Annotated in this window: 33 protein-coding genes; 32 read left to right on the top strand and 1 reads right to left on the bottom strand. The window is 35.1% G+C overall.

Annotation, left to right across the window (positions count from 1 at the left end; all coding sequences use genetic code 11):
- Positions 1-2: 2 nt before the first annotated feature.
- The 24 genes from rpsS (at position 3) to rplQ (ending at position 11,390) form a co-directional block, all read left to right on the top strand.
- Positions 3-281 (top strand): 30S ribosomal protein S19, encoded by a 279-nt coding sequence (rpsS, locus tag AAEU33_RS02805; RefSeq protein WP_002983209.1) that lies wholly within the window; start codon positions 3-5, stop codon positions 279-281.
- A 2-nt stretch (positions 282-283) separates the two neighbouring features.
- A complete protein-coding gene (gene rplV, locus AAEU33_RS02800) occupies positions 284-682 on the top strand; it encodes a 50S ribosomal protein L22 (protein ID WP_172284538.1) in 399 nt (132 codons plus the stop codon).
- Between the two features lie 7 nt (positions 683-689).
- Positions 690-1,424, top strand: coding sequence for a 30S ribosomal protein S3 (gene rpsC / locus AAEU33_RS02795; RefSeq protein WP_172284536.1), 735 nt, complete (start codon positions 690-692; stop codon positions 1,422-1,424).
- Between the two features lie 78 nt (positions 1,425-1,502).
- Complete coding sequence (rplP, locus tag AAEU33_RS02790) at positions 1,503-1,928, top strand: 50S ribosomal protein L16 (RefSeq protein ID WP_172284535.1); 426 nt, start codon at positions 1,503-1,505, stop codon at positions 1,926-1,928.
- Between the two features lie 12 nt (positions 1,929-1,940).
- Positions 1,941-2,129 (top strand): 50S ribosomal protein L29, encoded by a 189-nt coding sequence (gene rpmC, locus AAEU33_RS02785; RefSeq protein WP_172284533.1) that lies wholly within the window; start codon positions 1,941-1,943, stop codon positions 2,127-2,129.
- A gap of 11 nt (positions 2,130-2,140) precedes the next feature.
- Positions 2,141-2,398, top strand: coding sequence for a 30S ribosomal protein S17 (gene rpsQ, locus AAEU33_RS02780; RefSeq protein ID WP_052186088.1), 258 nt, complete (start codon positions 2,141-2,143; stop codon positions 2,396-2,398).
- On the top strand, positions 2,398-2,766 hold the full coding sequence (rplN, locus tag AAEU33_RS02775) for a 50S ribosomal protein L14 (RefSeq protein ID WP_007839504.1): 369 nt from the start codon (positions 2,398-2,400) through the stop codon (positions 2,764-2,766). The genes rpsQ and rplN overlap by 1 nt, the downstream gene beginning before the upstream one ends.
- A 22-nt stretch (positions 2,767-2,788) precedes the next feature.
- Complete coding sequence (gene rplX / locus AAEU33_RS02770; RefSeq protein WP_172284531.1) at positions 2,789-3,115, top strand: 50S ribosomal protein L24; 327 nt, start codon at positions 2,789-2,791, stop codon at positions 3,113-3,115.
- 13 nt (positions 3,116-3,128) lie between these two features.
- A complete protein-coding gene (gene rplE / locus AAEU33_RS02765) occupies positions 3,129-3,680 on the top strand; it encodes a 50S ribosomal protein L5 (protein WP_039364081.1) in 552 nt (183 codons plus the stop codon).
- Positions 3,681-3,683: 3 nt separating this feature from the next.
- Complete coding sequence (rpsN, locus tag AAEU33_RS02760; RefSeq protein WP_007839501.1) at positions 3,684-3,953, top strand: 30S ribosomal protein S14; 270 nt, start codon at positions 3,684-3,686, stop codon at positions 3,951-3,953.
- Positions 3,954-4,096: 143 nt separating this feature from the next.
- Entirely contained in the window at positions 4,097-4,495 is a 399-nt protein-coding gene (gene rpsH, locus AAEU33_RS02755) for a 30S ribosomal protein S8 (protein WP_172284529.1), read from the top strand.
- A gap of 17 nt (positions 4,496-4,512) precedes the next feature.
- Positions 4,513-5,058, top strand: a complete 546-nt coding sequence (gene rplF / locus AAEU33_RS02750) for a 50S ribosomal protein L6 (RefSeq protein ID WP_172284527.1) — start codon at positions 4,513-4,515, stop codon at positions 5,056-5,058.
- 14 nt (positions 5,059-5,072) lie between these two features.
- Positions 5,073-5,426, top strand: a complete 354-nt coding sequence (gene rplR, locus AAEU33_RS02745) for a 50S ribosomal protein L18 (RefSeq protein WP_172284525.1) — start codon at positions 5,073-5,075, stop codon at positions 5,424-5,426.
- 19 nt (positions 5,427-5,445) lie between these two features.
- Positions 5,446-5,967: a 30S ribosomal protein S5 gene (gene rpsE, locus AAEU33_RS02740; RefSeq protein ID WP_172284523.1), complete on the top strand. Its 522-nt coding sequence runs from the start codon at positions 5,446-5,448 to the stop codon at positions 5,965-5,967.
- A gap of 10 nt (positions 5,968-5,977) precedes the next feature.
- Positions 5,978-6,154 carry a 50S ribosomal protein L30 gene (gene rpmD, locus AAEU33_RS02735; RefSeq protein WP_007839493.1) on the top strand — a complete coding sequence of 59 codons (177 nt, stop codon included), beginning with the start codon at positions 5,978-5,980 and terminating at the stop codon, positions 6,152-6,154.
- Between the two features lie 18 nt (positions 6,155-6,172).
- On the top strand, positions 6,173-6,622 hold the full coding sequence (gene rplO, locus AAEU33_RS02730; protein ID WP_172284521.1) for a 50S ribosomal protein L15: 450 nt from the start codon (positions 6,173-6,175) through the stop codon (positions 6,620-6,622).
- Between the two features lie 9 nt (positions 6,623-6,631).
- Positions 6,632-8,011 (top strand): preprotein translocase subunit SecY, encoded by a 1,380-nt coding sequence (gene secY / locus AAEU33_RS02725; protein ID WP_172284519.1) that lies wholly within the window; start codon positions 6,632-6,634, stop codon positions 8,009-8,011.
- A 3-nt stretch (positions 8,012-8,014) separates the two neighbouring features.
- Complete coding sequence (gene infA, locus AAEU33_RS02720) at positions 8,015-8,230, top strand: translation initiation factor IF-1 (protein WP_034684855.1); 216 nt, start codon at positions 8,015-8,017, stop codon at positions 8,228-8,230.
- A gap of 63 nt (positions 8,231-8,293) precedes the next feature.
- Positions 8,294-8,410, top strand: coding sequence for a 50S ribosomal protein L36 (gene rpmJ / locus AAEU33_RS02715; RefSeq protein ID WP_007839480.1), 117 nt, complete (start codon positions 8,294-8,296; stop codon positions 8,408-8,410).
- A 9-nt stretch (positions 8,411-8,419) separates the two neighbouring features.
- On the top strand, positions 8,420-8,797 hold the full coding sequence (gene rpsM / locus AAEU33_RS02710; protein ID WP_040993540.1) for a 30S ribosomal protein S13: 378 nt from the start codon (positions 8,420-8,422) through the stop codon (positions 8,795-8,797).
- 12 nt (positions 8,798-8,809) lie between these two features.
- The gene (gene rpsK / locus AAEU33_RS02705) at positions 8,810-9,199 is read left to right on the top strand and encodes a 30S ribosomal protein S11 (protein WP_089028777.1); all 390 of its coding nucleotides are present in this window, start codon (positions 8,810-8,812) and stop codon (positions 9,197-9,199) included.
- A gap of 19 nt (positions 9,200-9,218) precedes the next feature.
- Entirely contained in the window at positions 9,219-9,827 is a 609-nt protein-coding gene (gene rpsD, locus AAEU33_RS02700) for a 30S ribosomal protein S4 (protein ID WP_172284517.1), read from the top strand.
- 33 nt (positions 9,828-9,860) lie between these two features.
- Positions 9,861-10,856, top strand: a complete 996-nt coding sequence (locus AAEU33_RS02695) for a DNA-directed RNA polymerase subunit alpha (protein ID WP_172284507.1) — start codon at positions 9,861-9,863, stop codon at positions 10,854-10,856.
- A gap of 6 nt (positions 10,857-10,862) precedes the next feature.
- Positions 10,863-11,390 carry a 50S ribosomal protein L17 gene (gene rplQ, locus AAEU33_RS02690; protein WP_172284505.1) on the top strand — a complete coding sequence of 176 codons (528 nt, stop codon included), beginning with the start codon at positions 10,863-10,865 and terminating at the stop codon, positions 11,388-11,390.
- A 55-nt stretch (positions 11,391-11,445) separates the two neighbouring features.
- On the opposite strand, the gene AAEU33_RS02685 is transcribed toward rplQ, so the two are convergent.
- A complete protein-coding gene (locus tag AAEU33_RS02685; RefSeq protein WP_345990867.1) occupies positions 11,446-11,880 on the bottom strand; it encodes a hypothetical protein in 435 nt (144 codons plus the stop codon).
- Between the two features lie 68 nt (positions 11,881-11,948).
- Between AAEU33_RS02685 and AAEU33_RS02680 the strand changes: the two genes are divergently transcribed.
- The 8 genes from AAEU33_RS02680 to eno all read left to right on the top strand — a co-directional run bounded on the left by AAEU33_RS02680 (position 11,949) and on the right by eno (position 19,524).
- Positions 11,949-13,814, top strand: a complete 1,866-nt coding sequence (locus AAEU33_RS02680) for a glycoside hydrolase family 35 protein (RefSeq protein WP_345990866.1) — start codon at positions 11,949-11,951, stop codon at positions 13,812-13,814.
- A 173-nt stretch (positions 13,815-13,987) separates the two neighbouring features.
- The gene (locus AAEU33_RS02675) at positions 13,988-14,620 is read left to right on the top strand and encodes a response regulator transcription factor (RefSeq protein ID WP_345990865.1); all 633 of its coding nucleotides are present in this window, start codon (positions 13,988-13,990) and stop codon (positions 14,618-14,620) included.
- A 6-nt stretch (positions 14,621-14,626) separates the two neighbouring features.
- The gene (locus AAEU33_RS02670) at positions 14,627-15,382 is read left to right on the top strand and encodes a hypothetical protein (protein ID WP_345990864.1); all 756 of its coding nucleotides are present in this window, start codon (positions 14,627-14,629) and stop codon (positions 15,380-15,382) included.
- 639 nt (positions 15,383-16,021) lie between these two features.
- Positions 16,022-16,807, top strand: a complete 786-nt coding sequence (locus tag AAEU33_RS02665; protein ID WP_345990863.1) for a histidine kinase — start codon at positions 16,022-16,024, stop codon at positions 16,805-16,807.
- Positions 16,808-16,894: 87 nt separating this feature from the next.
- Entirely contained in the window at positions 16,895-17,221 is a 327-nt protein-coding gene (locus AAEU33_RS02660) for a hypothetical protein (protein ID WP_273650552.1), read from the top strand.
- Between the two features lie 16 nt (positions 17,222-17,237).
- Entirely contained in the window at positions 17,238-17,441 is a 204-nt protein-coding gene (locus tag AAEU33_RS02655; RefSeq protein WP_345990862.1) for a hypothetical protein, read from the top strand.
- Positions 17,441-18,022 carry a hypothetical protein gene (locus AAEU33_RS02650; RefSeq protein WP_345990861.1) on the top strand — a complete coding sequence of 194 codons (582 nt, stop codon included), beginning with the start codon at positions 17,441-17,443 and terminating at the stop codon, positions 18,020-18,022. Before AAEU33_RS02655 ends, AAEU33_RS02650 begins: the two co-directional genes overlap by 1 nt.
- Positions 18,023-18,231: 209 nt before the next feature.
- The gene (eno, locus tag AAEU33_RS02645) at positions 18,232-19,524 is read left to right on the top strand and encodes a phosphopyruvate hydratase (protein ID WP_172284488.1); all 1,293 of its coding nucleotides are present in this window, start codon (positions 18,232-18,234) and stop codon (positions 19,522-19,524) included.
- Positions 19,525-19,535 lie beyond the last annotated feature (11 nt).

Genomic DNA, 19,535 nt, shown 5'->3' with positions numbered 1-19,535 from the left:
TTATGGCAAGATCACTTAAAAAAGGACCGTTCATTCATCATACTTTAGATAAGAAGGTTCAGGCAAATATAGAGTCTGGTAAGAAGACAGTTATCAAAACTTGGTCTAGAGCATCGATGATCTCTCCGGACTTCGTAGGACAAACTATTGCTGTACATAACGGGAAATCTTTTATCCCTGTATATGTTACAGAAAACATGGTTGGTCACAAGTTAGGCGAATTTTCTCCAACAAGATCTTTCAGAGGTCATGGTGGTAACAAAAACAAAGGAAGCAGATAATCATGGGATCAAGAAAACAAGATAGTTCAATCGCAAGAAAAGAAGCTAACAAAGACGTTGTAAAGGCTTCATTAAACAATTGCCCGTCTTCTCCAAGAAAAATGAGATTAGTTGCTGATATCATTAGAGGAGAGCAGGTAGATAAAGCTCTTTATATCCTTAAATATTCTAAAAAAGAAGCATCTAACAAGTTAGAGAAATTACTTCTTTCTGCTATGGCAAACTGGCAGACGAAAAACGAAGGTTCGGATATAGAAGAAGCTAACCTTATCATTAAAGAAATATTCGTGGATAGTGCAAGACAATTGAAGAGACTAAGACCAGCTCCACAAGGTAGAGGTCATAGAATCAGAAAAAGATCTAACCACGTTACACTAATCTTAGGTAATAAAGAAAATTAATCAAGGTATGGGACAGAAGACAAATCCAATTGGTAACAGATTAGGTATCATCAGAGGATGGGATTCTAACTGGTTTGGTGGAAACGATTATGGAGACAGAATCGCTGAAGACTACAAAATCAGAAGATACCTTGAAGCTAGATTATCTAAAGGTGGAATTTCAAAAATCTTTATTGAAAGAACATTAAAATTAGTTACAGTTACTATTACTACTGCTAGACCGGGACTTATCATCGGGAAAGGAGGTCAGGAAGTTGATAAATTGAAAGAAGAGTTGAAGAAATTGACTGGTAAGGATATTCAGATCAACATTTTCGAAATCAAAAGACCTGAGCTTGATGCAGTATTAGTTGCTGATAGCATTGCTAAGCAAATTGAAAACAGAATTTCTTACAGAAGAGCTGTTAAAATGGCTATTGCAAGCACAATGAGAATGGGTGCAGAAGGTATCAAAGTTCAGATCTCTGGTAGATTGAACGGAGCTGAAATGGCAAGAAGCGAATCTTTCAAAGACGGAAGAATTCCTTTATCTACTTTCAGAGCTGATATCGATTACCACATTGCAGAGGCTCATACTACTTATGGTAGACTTGGGGTTAAAGTTTGGATTATGAAAGGTGAAGTTTATGGTAAAAGAGAACTTTCTCCTTTAGTAGGACAACAGAAAAAAGGACCTTCAGGAGGAGGAAACAGAGGAGACAGAGATAACAGAAGACCTTCAAGAGATAAAAAAAATAATTAATAAAATTTTAGAGGATAGTTTTTAAATGACCGTTACTTTTTTAAAATCTAAATTCTAAAATCTAAAATTTAAGAAATTATGTTACAACCAAAAAGAACCAAATTCCGTAGAGTTCATAAGATGAAGATGAAGGGGATTGCTCAGAGAGGTAATCAACTTGCTTACGGAACTTTCGGAATCAAAGCTACAGAAGGAGCTTGGATCACTGCAAGACAGATTGAAGCTGCGCGTATCGCTGCGACAAGATATATGAAGAGAGAAGGTCAACTATGGATCAAAATTTTCCCGGATAAGCCAATTACTAAAAAACCAGCTGAAGTAAGGATGGGTAAAGGTAAAGGTGCTGTGGAATATTGGGTAGCTGTAGTAAAACCAGGTAAAATTATGTTTGAAGTTGGTGGTGTACCTTACGAAATCGCTAAGGAAGCTTTAAGACTTGCTGCTCAGAAATTACCGGTAGTGACCAAATTTGTAGTTGCGAACGATTTTGTTAAACCTCTATAATCTTTGAATACAATGAAAAAAGCTGAAATTAAAAATCTAAGCGCAGAAGATATTCAAGCTAAATTGACTGAAGCTAAAGCTGAGTTCTCTAAAATGAAATTAGCTCACAAAATCAGTCCTCTTGAAAATCCAATTCAAATCAGAGATTTGAGAAAGACAATCGCAAGACTAAATACAGAGTTAACCACTAAACAACAATAAGATTTTCATACATTATGGAAAGAAACTTAAGAAAAGAAAGAATCGGAATAGTTTCCAGCAATAAAATGGAAAAGACCATTGTTGTAAGTGAGACTACTAGAGTGAAACACCCGATGTACGGTAAATTCGTATTAAAAACGAAAAAATATACTGCACACGACGAAAACAACGAATGCACAGAAGGAGATACAGTTCTTATCCAAGAAACTAGACCAATGAGCAAGAGTAAAAGATGGAGATTAGTAAGAATCATTGAAAAAGCTAAGTAATGTTACAAACAGAATCAAGATTAAAAGTTGCTGATAACACAGGTGCTAAAGAAGTATTGGTTATCAGAGTTCTGGGAGGAACCAGAAGAAGATATGCTTCAGTTGGTGATAAAATCGTAGTTACGATCAAAGATTCTACACCATCAGGAAATGCTAAAAAAGGTCAGGTATCTAAAGCTGTAGTAGTAAGAACTAAAAAAGCAGTTAGAAGAAAAGATGGATCATACATCAAATTCGAAGATAACGCTTGTGTATTACTAAACGCAGCAGGAGAAATGAGAGGAACACGTGTTTTCGGACCTGTGGCTCGTGAGTTGAGAGACAAAGAATATATGAAAATCATTTCATTAGCTCCTGAAGTACTTTAATTTTTAAAATTTTTAAAAGAAAATGTCAAAGTTAAAAATAAAAAGAGGAGATAACGTAATCATTACTACTGGTAAGAAAGATATCAAAGGTAAGACTGGTGAAGTTATTGAAGTGATCAAAAAAGAAGGTAGAGACCCTAGAGTAATTGTTGCAGGACTTAACATCATTAAGAAACACGTTAAGCCTTCAGCTTCAAATCCTCAAGGAGGAATCGTTGAAAGAGAAGCTTCTATTCATATCTCAAATGTAGCTTTAGTTGGTAAAGACGGTAAAGCTGTAAAAGTAGGTTACAAAACTGAAGGAGATAAGAAGGTAAGAATCAACAAAAAAACGGGTGAAACTTTATAATTTTAAATAACACATGGAATATATAGCAAGACCCAAGAAAGCATATAAAGAAACAATTGTTCCTGCAATGATGGAAGAATTTGGGTACAAATCTGTAATGCAGGTGCCTAAATTGGAAAAAATCATCTTATCTCAAGGATTAGGTGATGCTACTGCAGACAAAAAGATCATTGATTATGCTGTAGAAGAACTTACAAACATTACTGGTCAAAAGGCCGTAGGTACTATCTCTAAGAAAGACGAAGCTGCTTTCAAATTGAGAAAAGGAATGCCTGTAGGAGCTAAAGTTACTTTAAGAGCGAATAAAATGTATGAGTTCTTAGACAGACTTACTTCTTCTGCTTTACCACGTATTAGAGATTTTTCTGGTATCAAAGCTGATGGTTTCGATGGTAGAGGTAATTATAACTTAGGTATTACTGAGCAAATTATCTTCCCTGAGATCGTAATCGACAAAGTGAAAAAAATCCAAGGGATGGACATCACTTTCGTTACAACTGCGAAAACAGATAAAGAAGCGAAAGCATTATTAACTCACTTCGGTTTACCATTTAAAAAGAACTAAGAAATGGCTAAAGAATCAATGAAAGCGCGTGAGCGCAAAAGAGAAGCACTAGTTGCTAAATACGCTGACAAAAGAAAAGCTTTAAAAGAAGCTGGTGATTATGAAGCACTTCAGAAATTACCTAAAAATGCTTCTCCTGTAAGATTACACAACAGATGTAAACTAACAGGTAGACCAAGAGGATACATGAGAACGTTCGGAATTTCCAGAGTAACTTTCAGAGAAATGGCAAACAACGGTCTTATCCCAGGAGTTAAAAAGGCTAGTTGGTAATCATTAATCAATAATCGGGACAATTAAGTTGTCTGGATACTAAAGAAAAAAATATCAGACCTAAGATTTCTGAAGTCTGATATTTTACTCTTCAAGTCCTTTCAATACTGATTGTTCTTCAACCAATAATTTAAAATAGAAAAATGGTAACAGATCCAATTTCAGATTTCCTAACCAGAGTAAGGAACGCACAAAGCGCAGGCCACAAAGTGGTGGAAATTCCTGCATCGAAAATCAAAAAGGAGATTACGAAAATCTTATTTGATCAAGGGTATATCTTAAACTTCAAGTTTGAAGATAACGCTGTTCAAGGGACTATCAAAATCGCTTTAAAGTATGACAAGCAAACTAACAAACCAGCTATTAAATCTATCCAGAGAGCTTCAAGACCAGGTTTGAGACAGTACAAAGGTTCTGCTGAACTTCCAAGAGTATTGAACGGTTTGGGTGTAGCTATTATCTCTACTTCAAGAGGAGTAATGACAGATAAGAAAGCTAGAGAAGAGAAAGTAGGCGGTGAAGTAATCTGCTATGTTTATTAATTTTTAATCAAAGGAAAATGTCAAGAATTGGTAAAGCAATTATAACAATTCCTGCTGGAGTTACCATCACTGAAAATAACAGTGTAGTAACTGTAAAAGGTCCTAAAGGAGAACTTACTCAGGAACTTACAGAAGGAATTACTTTAGAACAAAAAGATGGAGAACTGAATGTAAACAGACCATCTGATTCTAAACAACACAGAGCGCTTCACGGTTTATACAGAGCGTTAATCAACAACATGATTGTTGGTGTATCTGCAGGTTTCGAAAAGAAACTAGAACTTGTAGGGGTAGGATATAGAGCATCTCACTCAGGTCAAAAACTTGAGTTGGCTTTAGGATTCTCTCACGGTATTACATTAGAGCTTCCTAGCGAAGTTAAAATTGATACATTGACTGAAAAAGGTAAAAACCCAATTATTACTTTAACGTCTTTCGACAAGCAACTTCTTGGAATGGTGGCTGCGAAGATCCGTTCATTCAGAAAACCTGAACCATACAAAGGAAAAGGTGTAAGATTCGTAGGTGAAAATGTTAGACGTAAAGCTGGTAAATCTGCTTAATAAATTATAAGAAAATGGCATTAAGTAAATTAGAAAAAAGAATAAGAATCAAAAGAAGAGTAAGAGGAAAAATCTCTGGATCTTCTGAATTGCCAAGATTATCGGTATATAAGAGTAATAAGGAAATTTACGCTCAGTTAATCGACGATAAAGATGGTAAAACTTTAGTAGCTGCTTCTTCAAGAGAGAAAGGAGTAGACGCTAATGGAACTAAAATTGAAGTTTCTGCTGCTGTTGGTAAAGCTATCGCTGCTAAAGCTATCGCTGCAGGAATTGAAAATATTGTGTTTGATAGAAACGGTTTCGTATACCATGGAAGAGTGAAAGCTCTAGCTGATGGTGCGAGAGAAGGTGGACTTAAATTCTAATCATTAAATTTCGGAAAATATGTTAGGACTAGATAATATAGAAAGAGTAAAACCGGGAGGATTAGAATTAAAAGATCGTCTCGTAGCTGTAAACAGAGTAACAAAAGTAACTAAAGGGGGTAGAGCTTTCGGCTTTTCTGCTATTGTAGTTGTTGGAAATGAAGATGGAATTATTGGTTACGGTTTAGGAAAATCTAAGGAAGTTGCTTCTGCAATTGCTAAAGCAGTTGAAGATGCTAAGAAAAACCTTGTGAAAGTTCCTGTAATGAACCACACTATTCCTCACCAAACTACTGCTAGATACGGTGGTGCAGATATCTTCTTAAGACCTGCTTCTCACGGTACAGGACTTATCGCCGGTGGTGCGGTAAGAGCGGTATTGGAATCTGCTGGTATTCACGATATCCTTTCAAAATCTAAAGGATCTTCTAACCCTCACAACGTGGTGAAAGCTACTTTCAAAGCATTGTTAGACATCAGAAGACCTGAGGAAATTGCAAGAATGAGAGGAGTTTCTTTAACTAAAGTGTTTAACGGTTAATATAAAAACAATGGCAACAATTAAAGTAAAGCAAGTAAGAAGCGCTATTGGAAGAACGAAAACCCAAAAGAGAACGCTTGAAGCATTAGGATTTAAGAAACTTCACCAAGTTGTAGAGCACGAAGCTACGCCTTCTATTTTAGGAATGATAGCTGCAGTTAGTCATTTACTTGAAGTTCAAAAATAATTTTAAAAAGAAATTAAAATGAATTTAAACAACATAAAACCTGCTGCAGGTTCTACTTTTAATTCAAAAAGAATTGGTAGAGGACAAGGTAGTGGAAAAGGAGGTACTTCTACAAAAGGACACAAAGGTCAGAAATCTAGAGCTGGTTATTCTCAGAAGATCGGTTTCGAAGGTGGACAGATGCCTTTACAGAGAAGATTACCGAAATTTGGTTTCAAAAATGTAAACAGAAAAGAATATAGAGCTATTAACCTGGACTCTATCCAAACTTTAATAGAAAATAAATCTATCACTGGAGATATTACTAAAGAAGTTTTGGTAGCAAACGGTTTAGCTACTAAAAACGAAATAGTGAAAATTATGGGTAGAGGAGAATTGAAATCTGCGGTTTCAATCTCTGCTGACAAATTCACTAAATCTGCTGAAGAGCTTATTGCTAAGGCAGGTGGAAAAGCAATTACATTATAATAGTAACTAATGAAAGAATTTATACAAACCCTCAAAAATATTTGGAGCCTAAAGGAATTAAGAGATAAAATTCTTTTTACGTTAGGTATTATCCTTGTGTATAGATTCGCATCTTATATCTCTCTACCTGCAATTAACCTTGCACAAGTAGGAGATCTCTTAGAGCATTATAAAAGTCAAGGCGGTAACAAGCAAGGAGCAGGTCTCCTTGGCTTGCTTTCGTCGTTTACAGGGGGGGCTTTCAGCCACGCTTCTGTTATGGCACTTGGTATAATGCCTTATATTTCAGCTTCTATTATTGTTCAGTTGATGGGGATGGCTATTCCTTATCTTCAGAAACTTCAGAAAGATGGAGAGTCAGGTAGAAATACATTGAATCAAATTACAAGATGGTTAACAATCGGTGTGTGTTTAGTACAAGCACCTTCTTATTTAACTTCTATTACTCAATTATTTTTACCATATGCTCAGTTCCAGTCTGCATACTATGTAGAGCCAAATTCTATCATGTTCTGGTTACCAAGTATTGTTATTTTGGTTGCCGGTTCAGTATTTGCAATGTGGCTAGGTGAGAAAATTACTGATAAAGGAATAGGAAATGGTATTTCTATCCTTATTATGGTAGGTATCTTATCTAGACTTCCAGAAGCATTTGTTCAGGAAATGGCCGTGCAGAACGGAAAAGGAGGGATGGGATCTATTATGATCCTTATTGAGGTGATATTCTGGATGTTGGTTGTTCTTTTAGCAGTAGTGTTATCTGTTGCTGTGAGAAAGATTCCAATTCAATATGTAAGCAGAGCACAAGCAAGAGGAGGTGTAAATAAAAATCTTATGCAGGGAGCAAGACAGTGGATCCCATTGAAAGTTAACGCTGCCGGAGTTATGCCAATTATCTTTGCTCAGGCATTGATGTTTGTTCCAGGTTTATTAACTAAATTTGATGAATCCAATACTTTTCTTGCAGGTTTCAAGAATGTTTTTAGCTGGCAGTACAATGTATTGTTTGCATTACTGATTATAATCTTTTCATTTTTCTATACTGCAATTACAATTCCGGTGAACCAAATGGCCGATGATTTAAAGAGAAACGGAGGTTTGGTACCGAAAGTAAGACCAGGAAAAGAGACGGCTGATTATTTAGATGATATTTTATCTAAAATTACCTTGCCAGGTGCAATATTTTTATCTATCTTTGCAATCCTTCCGGCAATTGTACACGGAAGCTTAGTTCAGACAGATGCGTTCGCCCTATTTTTCGGGGGAACATCACTATTGATTATGGTTGGAGTTATTTTAGATACTGTTCAACAGATTAATACATATCTGCTGAACCATCATTATGATGGCTTAATGCAGTCTAAATTATCAAGAACGACTGGATATTAATTTATGGCGAAACAAAAACATATTGAACAAGACGGCGTAATAACGGAAGCACTTTCGAACGCTCAGTTCCGTGTAGAGCTAGAAAATGGGCATATACTTATAGCTCATATTTCTGGTAAAATGAGAATGCATTATATTAAACTTTTACCTGGAGATAAGGTAAAACTAGAAATGTCTCCCTATGATTTGACAAAAGGGAGAATTACTTTTAGATATTAAACAAACGCCAAATGGAGTCTTCGGGTTTCCATTTGGCTATTGTTAAAAAATAAATACTATCAAATGAAAGTTAGAGCATCAATTAAGAAAAGAAGCGCTGATTGCAAAATTGTACGCAGAAAAGGTGTACTTTTTGTGATCAACAAGAAGAACCCAAAATTTAAACAAAGACAAGGCTAATATTAAATTATGGCGAGAATTGCAGGTATTGATTTACCAAAAAACAAAAGAGGCGTTATCGGTTTAACTTATATTTATGGGGTTGGAAGAAGTACTTCTTCTGAAATCCTTAAAGCTGCCGGTATCAGCGAAGACAAGAAAGTCAACGAATGGAATGACGATGAATTGGCTGCAATTAGAACTTATATCTCTGAAAACATTAAAGTAGAAGGAGAATTACGTTCTGAAGTGCAATTGAACATCAAGAGATTGATGGACATAGGATGCCAACGAGGAATACGTCACAGACTAGGACTACCTTTAAGAGGCCAGAGAACGAAAAACAACTCTAGAACCCGTAAAGGAAAGAGAAAAACTGTTGCTAACAAGAAAAAAGCTAGTAAATAATCGTTAGGAATTATGGCAAAACAAACTAAAGTAGTTAAGAAAAGAAAAGTAAAAGTTGAAGCTATTGGTGAAGCGCATATTCAGGCTTCTTTCAATAACATCATCATTTCTTTAACAAATAAAAGCGGAGAAGTTATCTCTTGGGCATCTGCCGGTAAAATGGGATTCAGAGGTTCTAAAAAGAATACTCCATTTGCTGCTCAAATGGCAGCAGAAAATTGCTCTAATGTTGCTCATGAAGCTGGATTAAGAAGAGTAAAGGTGTTTGTGAAAGGTCCTGGGGCAGGTAGAGAATCTGCAATCAGAACTATTCACAATTCAGGAATTGAAGTTAGCGAAATCATTGATGTGACTCCAATGCCGCACAATGGATGTAGACCACCAAAAAGAAGAAGAGTTTAATTTTTAGAATTTACCCATTATGGCAAGATATATTGGACCTAAAACTAAGATTGCTAGAAAGTTTGGTGCTGCAATCTACGGAGATGATAAAAACTTCGAGAAAAGAAAAAACCAACCGCCAGGACAACACGGTCCTAACAAAAGAAGAGGTGCTAAGAAATCAGAATATGCAGTTCAGTTAGCTGAAAAACAAAAAGCTAAATATACTTATGGTATTTTAGAAAGACAGTTTGCAAACTTATTCGATAAAGCACACAGAAGTAAAGGTGTAACAGGTGAAGTTCTATTACAACTTTGCGAATCTAGATTGGATAACGTAGTATACAGATTAGGTTTTGCTAAAACCAGAGCTGGTGCTAGACAATTGGTTTCTCACAGACACATCACTGTGAATGGAGAACTGGTAAATATTCCATCTTATTTGCTTAAAGCTGGTGATGTAATTGCAGTAAGAGAAAAGTCTAAGTCTCTTGAAGTAGTTACTGATGCATTAGCTTATAAAGCAAACTATGAGTGGTTACAATTCAACGATGAGAAGAAAGAAGGTACTTTCGTATCTGCGCCTGAAAGAATCCAGATTCCGGAGGAGATCAAGGAACAGCTTATCGTCGAACTTTACTCTAAATAATTTTTTAATCAAATTTTTGCTCAACCCAATAATATGGCAATTTTACAATTCATAAAACCCGATAAAGTAATTTTACTTAACTCTGATGAATTTAAAGGTCAATTTGAATTCAGACCTTTAGAACCAGGTTTCGGGCTTACAATAGGTAATGCTTTGAGAAGAGTGTTGCTTTCTTCTCTGGAAGGATATGCTATTTCATCTATCAAAATAGAAGGTGTAGAGCACGAATTTTCAACTATTCCAGGAGTAATCGAAGATGTTACCGAAATTATTCTTAACCTTAAGCAGGTAAGATTAAAATCTATAGCGGAAAACCAGTCCAACGAGCAGGTTGTTGCTAAGGTTTCTGGTCAAACGATTATTACTGCTGGAGATTTAGGTAAATCAATCAACGGATTTGAGATCTTGAATCCTGAGTTGGTGATTTGCAACCTGAACAGTGATGTAACTTTCGAAATTACTTTCAATATAGAAAAGGGTAGAGGGTATGTTCCTTCTGAACAAAATAAGTCAAACAATGCACCTGTAGGTACTATTGCTATCGACTCTATTTTCACTCCAATTAAGAAAGTGCAGTACAGTATTGAAAATTATCGTGTAGAGCAAAAAACAGACTACGAAAAACTTGTATTAGATATAGAAACTGATGGTTCCATCAGTCCTCAAAATGCTTTGACAGAAGCTTCTAAGATATTAATTTATCACTTCATGTTGTTCTCTGATGAGAGAATCACGCTTGAAACAGAAGCTGTAAAAGCATCTATCCAATATGACGAAGAAACTCTTCACACAAGACAACTTCTTAAATCTAAACTAGCAGATATGGATCTTTCAGTAAGAGCTCTGAACTGTTTGAAGGCTGCAGAAGTTGAAACGTTAGGAGAATTAGTTTCTTACAGTAAGTCTGATTTGATGAAATTCAGAAATTTTGGTAAAAAATCTTTGACAGAACTAGAAGAATTAGTGCATTCAAAAGGTCTTAACTTCGGTTTCGACGTTGCAAAATATAAGTTAGACGCTGATAAATAATTAATAATGAGACACGGTAAAAAATTCAATCACTTAGGAAGGACAGCTTCTCACAGAAGTGCGTTACTTTCTAATATGGCTTGTTCTCTAATTGAGCATAAAAGAATCAACACTACTGTTGCTAAAGCTAAAGCTTTAAGAGTATATGTTGAGCCCCTATTAACAAAAGCAAAAGAAGATACTACACATAATAGAAGAACTGTATTTTCATATCTTCAAAATAAAGAAGCTGTTACTGAATTGTTCAGAACTGTAGCACCTAAAATCGCTGAAAGAAATGGCGGTTATACAAGGATCATCAAGACTGGTTTCAGACAAGGTGATGCTGCTGATATGGCTCTTATCGAGTTAGTAGACTTCAATGAGCTTTACAATCCTAATGCTGAAGAGAAAAAAGCTACAAGAAGAAGCAGAAGATCTACAACTGCTAAAAAAGCAGAAACTGTAGTTGCTGATGCTCCTGTAGTAGAAGAAAAAGTTGAAGAGCCTAAGGCTGAAGCAGCTGATTCTACAGAGGAAAAGACTGAAGAATAATATTCATTCAGATATAAATAAAAACCGTTCAGGACTCTGAACGGTTTTTTTATTTTTATATTTTGGTTCTTACTAATTCGATCACATTGTTTCCTTGCTCAAGGTGCAGGCTATCTCCTTTTACCCTTGCAGTCATATCATCTTTTTTATAGACTGTTTCCCCATCTTTAGTTTCTTTTTTAGGAAGGGTAAACGTCTTTTTATTACTGGTTATTGCTACAGTACTCTCTTTTGGATCATTTTTGAAAACTACTTTTACCAAGGATCCATCGGTTGCCTTATATACAAAATCTGTTTTTTCAATTCTTTTACCGTTTACGTCAATAATGGATGAACTTGCCGAAACTGAATCTATTTTCCCATTTTGATCAGATACGGCTGATACTGAACTATCAGTTTTAATGATGTTTTTATTGCCATCGGTTGATTTTTTACAGCCTACTACTGCTAAAAGAAATATAGTGTTGAGTAAAATGATCGTTTTTTTCATGATTGATAAAGTTTAATATGAAGTCTTTAATTTTATTCTTTATTTTTACAAAAATCATGCCTTGCCCTATGAAATCTCACTATAAATATTTTCTTTTGATCATTCTGATTATGTCCTTTAATTCAGTGTTTTCTCAAAAAAAAAGAAATCAATTTGAAATTAAAGACGGTCATTTTTTATTGAATGAAAAAGAGTTTATTATCCATTCGGGTGAACTTCATTATCCTAGAGTGCCATCAGAGTACTGGAAACACCGTCTTCAGATGATGAAAGCAATGGGGCTAAACACGGTTACTACCTATGTATTTTGGAATTATCATGAAGAAGCTCCTGGAAAGTGGAATTTCTCCGGAGAAAAAGATCTGAAAAAATTTATAAAAACAGCACAGGAAGTTGGATTGTATGTGATTATACGTCCTGGACCTTACGTGTGTGCAGAGTGGGAATTTGGAGGATATCCATGGTGGTTGCAAAAGGCTAAAAATTTAGAAATAAGGACTTATAACCAGCCCTTTTTGAAAGAGTGCGAAAAATATATTAATCAGCTGGCAAAGCAGATCATTCCTTTGCAGATCAATAATGGCGGACCTGTTATAATGGTTCAGGCAGAAAATGAGTTTGGCTCCTATGTTGCCCAAAGAAAAGACATACCATTGGAGCAGCATCGAAGATACAGCCATGAAATTAAAAATATGTTGGTTAAATCGGGCATTTCTGTCCCATTCTTTACCTCGGACGGAAGCTCCCTTTTTGAGGGCGGAGCGATAGAAGGTGCATTACCGACGGCCAACGGGGAAGATAATATTGAGACCCTTAAAGAGAAAGTGAATGCATATAATGGAAATAAAGGACCGTATATGGTAGCTGAATATTATCCGGGATGGCTTGACCACTGGGCCGAACCTTTTGTGAAAGTTCCTGTAGAAGATGTAGTAAAGCAAACTGAGTTATACATCAAGAATGGGGTGTCATTTAATTATTATATGATTCATGGAGGAACCAATTTCGGATTTACGAGTGGTGCTAATTATGATAAGAACCACGACATTCAACCGGATATTACAAGCTATGATTATGACGCTCCGATAAGCGAAGCAGGATGGGAAACTCCAAAATATACAGCACTACGTACTATATTTCAAAAACTGAATCCAAAAAAGCTTCCTGAAGTGCCCGCCCGGGAAAAGGTTATTACATTCTCACATGCAAAATTTTCTAAAACTCTTTCTATTTTTGATTTAATAGAGGGACAGAAATTTGTATCAGCAGAAAGACCCTATACATTTGAAGAACTGAATCAAGGTAACGGCTACGTTCTTTACCGGATAAAATTTGATAAAGATCATAAAGGGAAACTTGAAATAAAAGGGTTGAGAGATTATGCAAATATTTATATTGATAAGATTTGGAAAGGTGAATTGAACAGATACTATAAAAAATATGATCTTGATATCTCAATCAAGGCCGGGGAGACTTTGGATATCCTTGTTGAAAATATGGGACGGATCAATTACGGAGCTGAAATTGTACATAACCTTAAGGGAATTATAAGTCCTGTTGAAATCAATGGAGATCCTGTTAAAGGTCTATGGAAAATGTATTCGCTTCCTTTTGATAAGATACCTGAACTAAAAAATAAGTCGAAAGATATTCCTGAAAGGAGCCCTGTAATAAAAGAAGCAAAATTTCAACTCAAAGAAAAAGGAGATACTTTTCTTGATATGAGAAATTTCGGAAAAGGAATTGTGTTTGTGAATGGAAAAAATGTAGGGAGATACTGGAGCAAGGTAGGTCCCCAGCTTACATTATATGTTCCTGGTGTATGGTTGAAAAAAGGAGAAAACACTATTCAGGTTTTTGAGCAGATTAATGATAAAAATATATCAGAAATTAACAGTGTAAGTACACCAGTTCTAGATGTATTGATTAAATAATCAAAAAAAATTTTTTAAATTAAGTAATGTGATATCAGTCGTTAACTGAAAGAAATTGATTAACTTTAAAAGAAGAAAAACTAAATAAACCAACTCAAATTTAAAGATTACACAAAAGTGTAATTGATTCTGCTTTGTTTTCTGTAGATATTTGTCTCAAATAAGTAAAGGACATGAGTATTTCAATAGCCATAGTAGAAGATGAAAAAAACTACAACAATGCGTTGAAGAAGGTCATCAATTATCAGGCTGATATGAAAGTCATTGCCCAGTTCTTTGACGGCAACGATGCACTGCATAATTTACCTCTTATTTCTCCGGACGTTGTGATGATGGATATCCAGCTTCAGGATATGCTTGGAATTGAAATCATTGAAAAAGTACGGAAAGATATGCCCGATACCCAGTTTATCATGTGTACAAGCTTCGAAGATGATGAAAAGCTCTTTAATTCTCTAAAAGCAGGAGCAATGGGATATCTCATCAAAGGAGAAAGCATGGACAAAATTCTCGCCTCTATTCGTGATGTATACAATGGAGGTGCACCGATGAGCTTTTCAATAGCACGAAGAGTATTAAATCATTTTGAAAAAAAGACAACCGATGTAAAAGGATTTGATGAATTGACGCATCGGGAAAAAGAAATTCTTGAACTACTTTCACAAGGCTTGTTGTATAAAGAAATTGCAGATCAAAAATGCATAAGCATGGATACGGTAAAAAAGCATGTCGGAAATATCTATCGAAAATTGCATGTAAGCAATAAAGTAGAAGCTATCAATAAATTTAACCACTTTAAAAACTAAAAACCCATGAGAAACTTAGAGAATGAAAGCACAGATTGTGCTGAAAAAAAATTGGACTTAATAAGGGATATTTTACAATTAGATTGCGAGGTAATCAATGATTATTCTACACTGAGTCCACTGGTGAACTTGAAACTTTCAGCAGAACAAACCGGATGTATGAACGAGGGAGCAAATAGAATACTGAAGGAAACTCTTGAAGACTTTAAAATTGAAACCGGATCTTTCAAAAACCTTCCCATAAAATATAAATATATACACTTTATTTTTGTGGATAAAACCTCTTTAGTGAGATTTCCTACTATTCAACCGGGAAGTCATAAGCATAATTTATACTATATAATTGTTGTGTGTGATCATGAAGATCTGAATGTTTTTGATTTCATCACTTATGATGCTTATTTAGTAGATAGTGCCGGAATGGCTAAAACAATAGAACTGCCAAAGGAAATTTATGCTGAAATGAGAAAAGAGTTTTTGGGAGGAGTAGGAAAGGCTATTAGAGAAAACTCTACGTACAATGCAATTACAGAATATATATCTTTTTCTAATGTTATGTTTGAAACCTTTAGAAATGATTTGTCCGGAAACTTTAAAGAGGTGAATGTGAGGTTAATTGCAATACATAAAAATTGTGATATTAACAGTCAAAATGTTGCAGTATCAAGAGTTTTAAATGATAATAAAAAACAAAGCAGATTATCATTAGCATTTCAAAAGGAAGATCAAGGATTCTATGATATAGGTAATATGCAACCGTAATGTACTCTGATTTCCAATTAGCATATTTGATTATTCTTTTTCTTGTTGCTTCTTTTTCGTTGATCCTATGTATAAGGAATGGAAAGAAGCAACAGGAATTTTTGTGTCTCTACCTCGGATTGACTTTTATTCTTGAATTTTTAATGTACATTGTCCAGATATATTTTAAGACCACCGCGAACTTTGGTTTCTTATACAATGCTTATATTCTATTTTGTACATTATTTTTCCTCATTTATTTTAATCGGGGACAGGATATCGTGCTGGTTAAAATCAATAATGTAATTTTCTTTCTTTTTCTCATTATCTATATTGGTTTCATTTTAAAAAATTATAAAGAAGTCAATCAGACAATAGGTATAGCTTTTTCGTTAGTATACATACTCTACAGTCTGATTTGGTTCTATGGAAAATTAAAGCGTCCAAATACCAAGAGCATCATGCAGGATCCAAAGTTCTGGATTTCCTGTGGTTTATTATTTTGGGGAGTATTTTTTGTTTTAAGAATTATACCGCGGTACGTTTTTGATAAAATTGATGATAAAGTATTAATTGCGTCACAGTCATTTTTTTTCATTGTTAATATCATTTTTTATTTCCTTTTTTTAATTTCTTTATCCAAATACACAAAAAAACATAATGACTTCTCTTAATGAATTAAAATTAACCTATGCAATCATTACAGTTGTTATGCTGTTCTTTGTGGTATTTATCATCTTTGTAGTATTAATGTACAATAGGAAGCAGCTTTTGTTTGTAAAAGAAAAACAACTTAAAGAAGCAGAATACCAAAATCAATTGTTACAAAAAGAGCTCGAAAAACAAAAACTGATTGAGCAGGAGCGGGAACGGATCTCACATGATATGCACGATGATCTGGGAGCGGGAATTTCAGCTCTTAAGCTTCAGGCAGAATTTTTAAAACAAAAAGCAGAAAATAGTGATCTAACAAATGATATTGACGAGCTGCTAAAAACATCTGAAGAAATGAATATTTCGATGAGGGAAATGCTTTGGAATTTGAATACAGGAAACGATACGATTGGAAGCTTTACAAGTTACTCAAAAATGTATACTGAAAGCTTCCTGAAAAAAACATCCATCAATTTTATTGTGACAGATCGGGGGATCATTCACAATATGCCGGTTTCCGCTGAAATTAGAAGAAATATGTTTTTGTGCTTAAAAGAATCATTGAATAATGCCTATAAACATAGCAAGGCAAATAAAATATCAATTTCGTTTTCACAAATGGATCGTGAATTTAGTATGGAGATTTCGGATGATGGAATAGGGATGATTGAAGGAAAAAATGAAGGGAATGGTCTTCGAAATATGAAACGCAGGATGAAGGAATTAAATGGAGAATTTGAAATTGTTTCCAAAGAAGATGGAACTGCTTTGATTTTTACAATAGAGATCTAACCATCACGCGAATTACATAATCACCCTTTTGTGTAATTGACTTTAATTTCTTTTAGTGAGAAATTTGATAGAGTAAAATTCACCATCATGAAAACTACAATTAACAACAGTTTTGAAGATTTCAAACAGACACTAAGCAACAACAATAAACTACAGCAGGAATTTAGGGATAATCCTATTCAGGCTGTCAATAGTATTGAAGTAAAAAATCCCAAAGAAACCGATACCTGGATATATAGAATTATCGTCCTGATGTTTGGGCTTGCGATTATTGGTATCATAACAGGTTTGATTATATTATCCTTGCACAAGGAAATTACTTTAAACGAGCAGTTAATTACCATTTTTACTGCTATTTCATCAGGAGCGATTGGAGCCCTGGCAGGACTTTTAGCTCCTTCACCTAACAAATAACCTAAAAACTATAATCATGACTAAAATTATCACAAACTACCTCTTAGATTGGAACATTAAATCCAGAAGCGGAAAGATCATCTTAAAGTTTAAAGATGCAGGATCTGAAGAAATCATGGAGGATTTAGATTACGAAACTTTCAGTGCATTAGCACATGTACTTGGAAAAGGCGAAGCCAAATATGACCCAACTGATAACTCAATTTATAATGTAATGTGATGAAAAATATATTTTTAACATTGGGAACAGTTCTTTTGTTCACTTCTTGCAGTAACCTGCATAAGGCAACATTGGAAGAACTGAAAAGTACAACCTCAAACTATCAGATGTCGTATGATGCCATGCGAAGAGGAGCCATAGTAAGCATCAAACCAGATGGGAAAATCAACAAAATATTATCGGAGGTGCAACCAGATGCTGCCATTGCCAGAACCACAGATATAACAAGTACGCTCATGGGTAAGCTGAAGTCGGGGGATAGTGTTTCTGCTGAACAAATGACTAAAATTACAGAAAGCCTTTCCAGGCTTGGTGAAAGGACTGCTCCAGTCAATATGCTTAGAGATGCATTATACAGATTGGAAGAACATTGTATTAATTTTGAAGAGCAATGCAAAGGAGAGCTCTATTGGACTAGTTTTAATAATATTGTTAATAATATTACTGAACTTCAGGGCAAAATTTCAGAAACGGCAAAAGAGGAAGCCAATAAAGCAAAAGCCCAGGCTGAAGAAGAAAAAGCTAAAACTTTAAGAACATTAACGCCTGAAGAACGAAAAAAATATGATTTGACACCGTGAAATAACCAACAAAAATCAGTTGCTATGTCATGCATTTTTAAATTCTCCAAATTACCCTGAAAATTTTGGAGAATTTTATGTTTTTATTACCAAATATTAAAGTCCAGTTTTTTCATACCACTGTTTTTTTCATTAAATTTGTAACTCAAGTATATTAATTAATAATAAACAACTGGAAGCATTTTGCAGATAGTATAAACAGAAAAATTATGAGTTACATTTCTTACATTGAAGCGAGACAAATTTTGGATTCAAGAGGGAATCCTACAATAGAAGTTGATGTATTCACGGAGAATGGTGCAATGGGGCGTGCTGCGGTACCTTCAGGAGCTTCTACGGGAGAGCATGAAGCCGTTGAATTACGTGACGGAGGTTCAGAATATTTGGGGAAAGGTGTCCTTAAAGCCGTTGAGAATGTAAGAGAAGTTATTGCTCCAGAATTAGTAGGGCTTCCGGTTTATGACCAAAACCTTTTAGATCAGATCATGATCGACCTTGATGGTACTAAGAATAAAGGAAATCTTGGAGCAAATGCTATTCTTGGAGTTTCATTAGCAGCAGCAAAAGCAGCAGCAACAGAGTTAAGAATGCCATTATATAAATATGTAGGAGGAGTAAATGCAAATACACTTCCTGTACCTATGATGAACGTAATCAATGGAGGATCACACTCAGATGCGCCAATTGCTTTCCAGGAATTTATGATCATGCCTGTAAAAGCAGATTCATTTTCCCATGCATTGAGAAAGGGGACTGAAATTTTCCACAGCTTAAAATCTATTCTTCATTCAAGAGGTTTATCTACAGCGGTGGGTGACGAAGGAGGTTTTGCTCCAACGTTTACAGGAACGGAAGATGCTTTGGATACATTACTTCAGGCTATTGAGAAAGCAGGTTACAAACCTGGAGATGATATTATGCTGGCGCTGGACTGTGCTGCATCAGAATTCTATAAAGATGGAATTTACGATTACAGAAAATTCCAGACGGCTGACGCTGCTCAGTTCACAAGCAGTGAGCAGGTTTCTTATCTTGCTGAATTAGCAGCTAAATACCCTATTATCTCTATCGAGGATGGTATGCAGGAAAATGACTGGGAAGGTTGGAAAATGTTAACGGATAAAATCGGAGACAGAGTTCAGCTTGTAGGTGATGACTTATTCGTAACCAATGTTGAGAGACTTGCAAGAGGTGTTAAAGAAGGTATTGCCAATTCAATCCTTGTAAAAGTAAACCAGATAGGTTCTCTATCTGAAACGATGGCTGCTGTACAAATGGCTCAGCACAACAAATTTACTTCAGTAATGTCTCACAGATCAGGAGAAACAGAAGATTCTACTATTGCTGATTTAGCAGTAGCTATGAACTGCGGGCAGATCAAAACAGGATCAGCTTCAAGATCAGACAGAATGGCTAAATACAACCAGTTATTGAGAATAGAAGAAGCTCTTGGAGAAACAGCTATTTTCCCAGGATTGGAAGCATTTAAAATTAAAAGATAATTGAAAATATA

The organism is Chryseobacterium sp. Chry.R1, assembly GCF_039645525.1.
In the GTDB taxonomy this organism is placed as follows: Bacteria; Bacteroidota; Bacteroidia; order Flavobacteriales; family Weeksellaceae; genus Chryseobacterium; species Chryseobacterium proteolyticum.
Note: the sequence above shows the minus strand (reverse complement) of the source record. Positions and strands in the feature narration are given on the sequence as shown.

Bases quoted from the DNA above. Each gene is read 5' to 3' on its own strand.
- rpsS (WP_002983209.1), top strand. From the start codon at position 3: ATGGCAAGATCACTTAAAAAAGGACCGTTCATTCATCATACTTTAGAT.
- rplV (WP_172284538.1), top strand. From the start codon at position 284: ATGGGATCAAGAAAACAAGATAGTTCAATCGCAAGAAAAGAAGCTAAC.
- rpsC (WP_172284536.1), top strand. From the start codon at position 690: ATGGGACAGAAGACAAATCCAATTGGTAACAGATTAGGTATCATCAGA.
- rplP (WP_172284535.1), top strand. From the start codon at position 1,503: ATGTTACAACCAAAAAGAACCAAATTCCGTAGAGTTCATAAGATGAAG.
- rpmC (WP_172284533.1), top strand. From the start codon at position 1,941: ATGAAAAAAGCTGAAATTAAAAATCTAAGCGCAGAAGATATTCAAGCT.
- rplN (WP_007839504.1), top strand. From the start codon at position 2,398: ATGTTACAAACAGAATCAAGATTAAAAGTTGCTGATAACACAGGTGCT.
- rplX (WP_172284531.1), top strand. From the start codon at position 2,789: ATGTCAAAGTTAAAAATAAAAAGAGGAGATAACGTAATCATTACTACT.
- rplE (WP_039364081.1), top strand. From the start codon at position 3,129: ATGGAATATATAGCAAGACCCAAGAAAGCATATAAAGAAACAATTGTT.
- rpsN (WP_007839501.1), top strand. From the start codon at position 3,684: ATGGCTAAAGAATCAATGAAAGCGCGTGAGCGCAAAAGAGAAGCACTA.
- rpsH (WP_172284529.1), top strand. From the start codon at position 4,097: ATGGTAACAGATCCAATTTCAGATTTCCTAACCAGAGTAAGGAACGCA.
- rplF (WP_172284527.1), top strand. From the start codon at position 4,513: ATGTCAAGAATTGGTAAAGCAATTATAACAATTCCTGCTGGAGTTACC.
- rplR (WP_172284525.1), top strand. From the start codon at position 5,073: ATGGCATTAAGTAAATTAGAAAAAAGAATAAGAATCAAAAGAAGAGTA.
- rpsE (WP_172284523.1), top strand. From the start codon at position 5,446: ATGTTAGGACTAGATAATATAGAAAGAGTAAAACCGGGAGGATTAGAA.
- rpmD (WP_007839493.1), top strand. From the start codon at position 5,978: ATGGCAACAATTAAAGTAAAGCAAGTAAGAAGCGCTATTGGAAGAACG.
- rplO (WP_172284521.1), top strand. From the start codon at position 6,173: ATGAATTTAAACAACATAAAACCTGCTGCAGGTTCTACTTTTAATTCA.
- secY (WP_172284519.1), top strand. From the start codon at position 6,632: ATGAAAGAATTTATACAAACCCTCAAAAATATTTGGAGCCTAAAGGAA.
- infA (WP_034684855.1), top strand. From the start codon at position 8,015: ATGGCGAAACAAAAACATATTGAACAAGACGGCGTAATAACGGAAGCA.
- rpmJ (WP_007839480.1), top strand. From the start codon at position 8,294: ATGAAAGTTAGAGCATCAATTAAGAAAAGAAGCGCTGATTGCAAAATT.
- rpsM (WP_040993540.1), top strand. From the start codon at position 8,420: ATGGCGAGAATTGCAGGTATTGATTTACCAAAAAACAAAAGAGGCGTT.
- rpsK (WP_089028777.1), top strand. From the start codon at position 8,810: ATGGCAAAACAAACTAAAGTAGTTAAGAAAAGAAAAGTAAAAGTTGAA.
- rpsD (WP_172284517.1), top strand. From the start codon at position 9,219: ATGGCAAGATATATTGGACCTAAAACTAAGATTGCTAGAAAGTTTGGT.
- AAEU33_RS02695 (WP_172284507.1), top strand. From the start codon at position 9,861: ATGGCAATTTTACAATTCATAAAACCCGATAAAGTAATTTTACTTAAC.
- rplQ (WP_172284505.1), top strand. From the start codon at position 10,863: ATGAGACACGGTAAAAAATTCAATCACTTAGGAAGGACAGCTTCTCAC.
- AAEU33_RS02685 (WP_345990867.1), bottom strand. From the start codon at position 11,880: ATGAAAAAAACGATCATTTTACTCAACACTATATTTCTTTTAGCAGTA.
- AAEU33_RS02680 (WP_345990866.1), top strand. From the start codon at position 11,949: ATGAAATCTCACTATAAATATTTTCTTTTGATCATTCTGATTATGTCC.
- AAEU33_RS02675 (WP_345990865.1), top strand. From the start codon at position 13,988: ATGAGTATTTCAATAGCCATAGTAGAAGATGAAAAAAACTACAACAAT.
- AAEU33_RS02670 (WP_345990864.1), top strand. From the start codon at position 14,627: ATGAGAAACTTAGAGAATGAAAGCACAGATTGTGCTGAAAAAAAATTG.
- AAEU33_RS02665 (WP_345990863.1), top strand. From the start codon at position 16,022: ATGACTTCTCTTAATGAATTAAAATTAACCTATGCAATCATTACAGTT.
- AAEU33_RS02660 (WP_273650552.1), top strand. From the start codon at position 16,895: ATGAAAACTACAATTAACAACAGTTTTGAAGATTTCAAACAGACACTA.
- AAEU33_RS02655 (WP_345990862.1), top strand. From the start codon at position 17,238: ATGACTAAAATTATCACAAACTACCTCTTAGATTGGAACATTAAATCC.
- AAEU33_RS02650 (WP_345990861.1), top strand. From the start codon at position 17,441: ATGAAAAATATATTTTTAACATTGGGAACAGTTCTTTTGTTCACTTCT.
- eno (WP_172284488.1), top strand. From the start codon at position 18,232: ATGAGTTACATTTCTTACATTGAAGCGAGACAAATTTTGGATTCAAGA.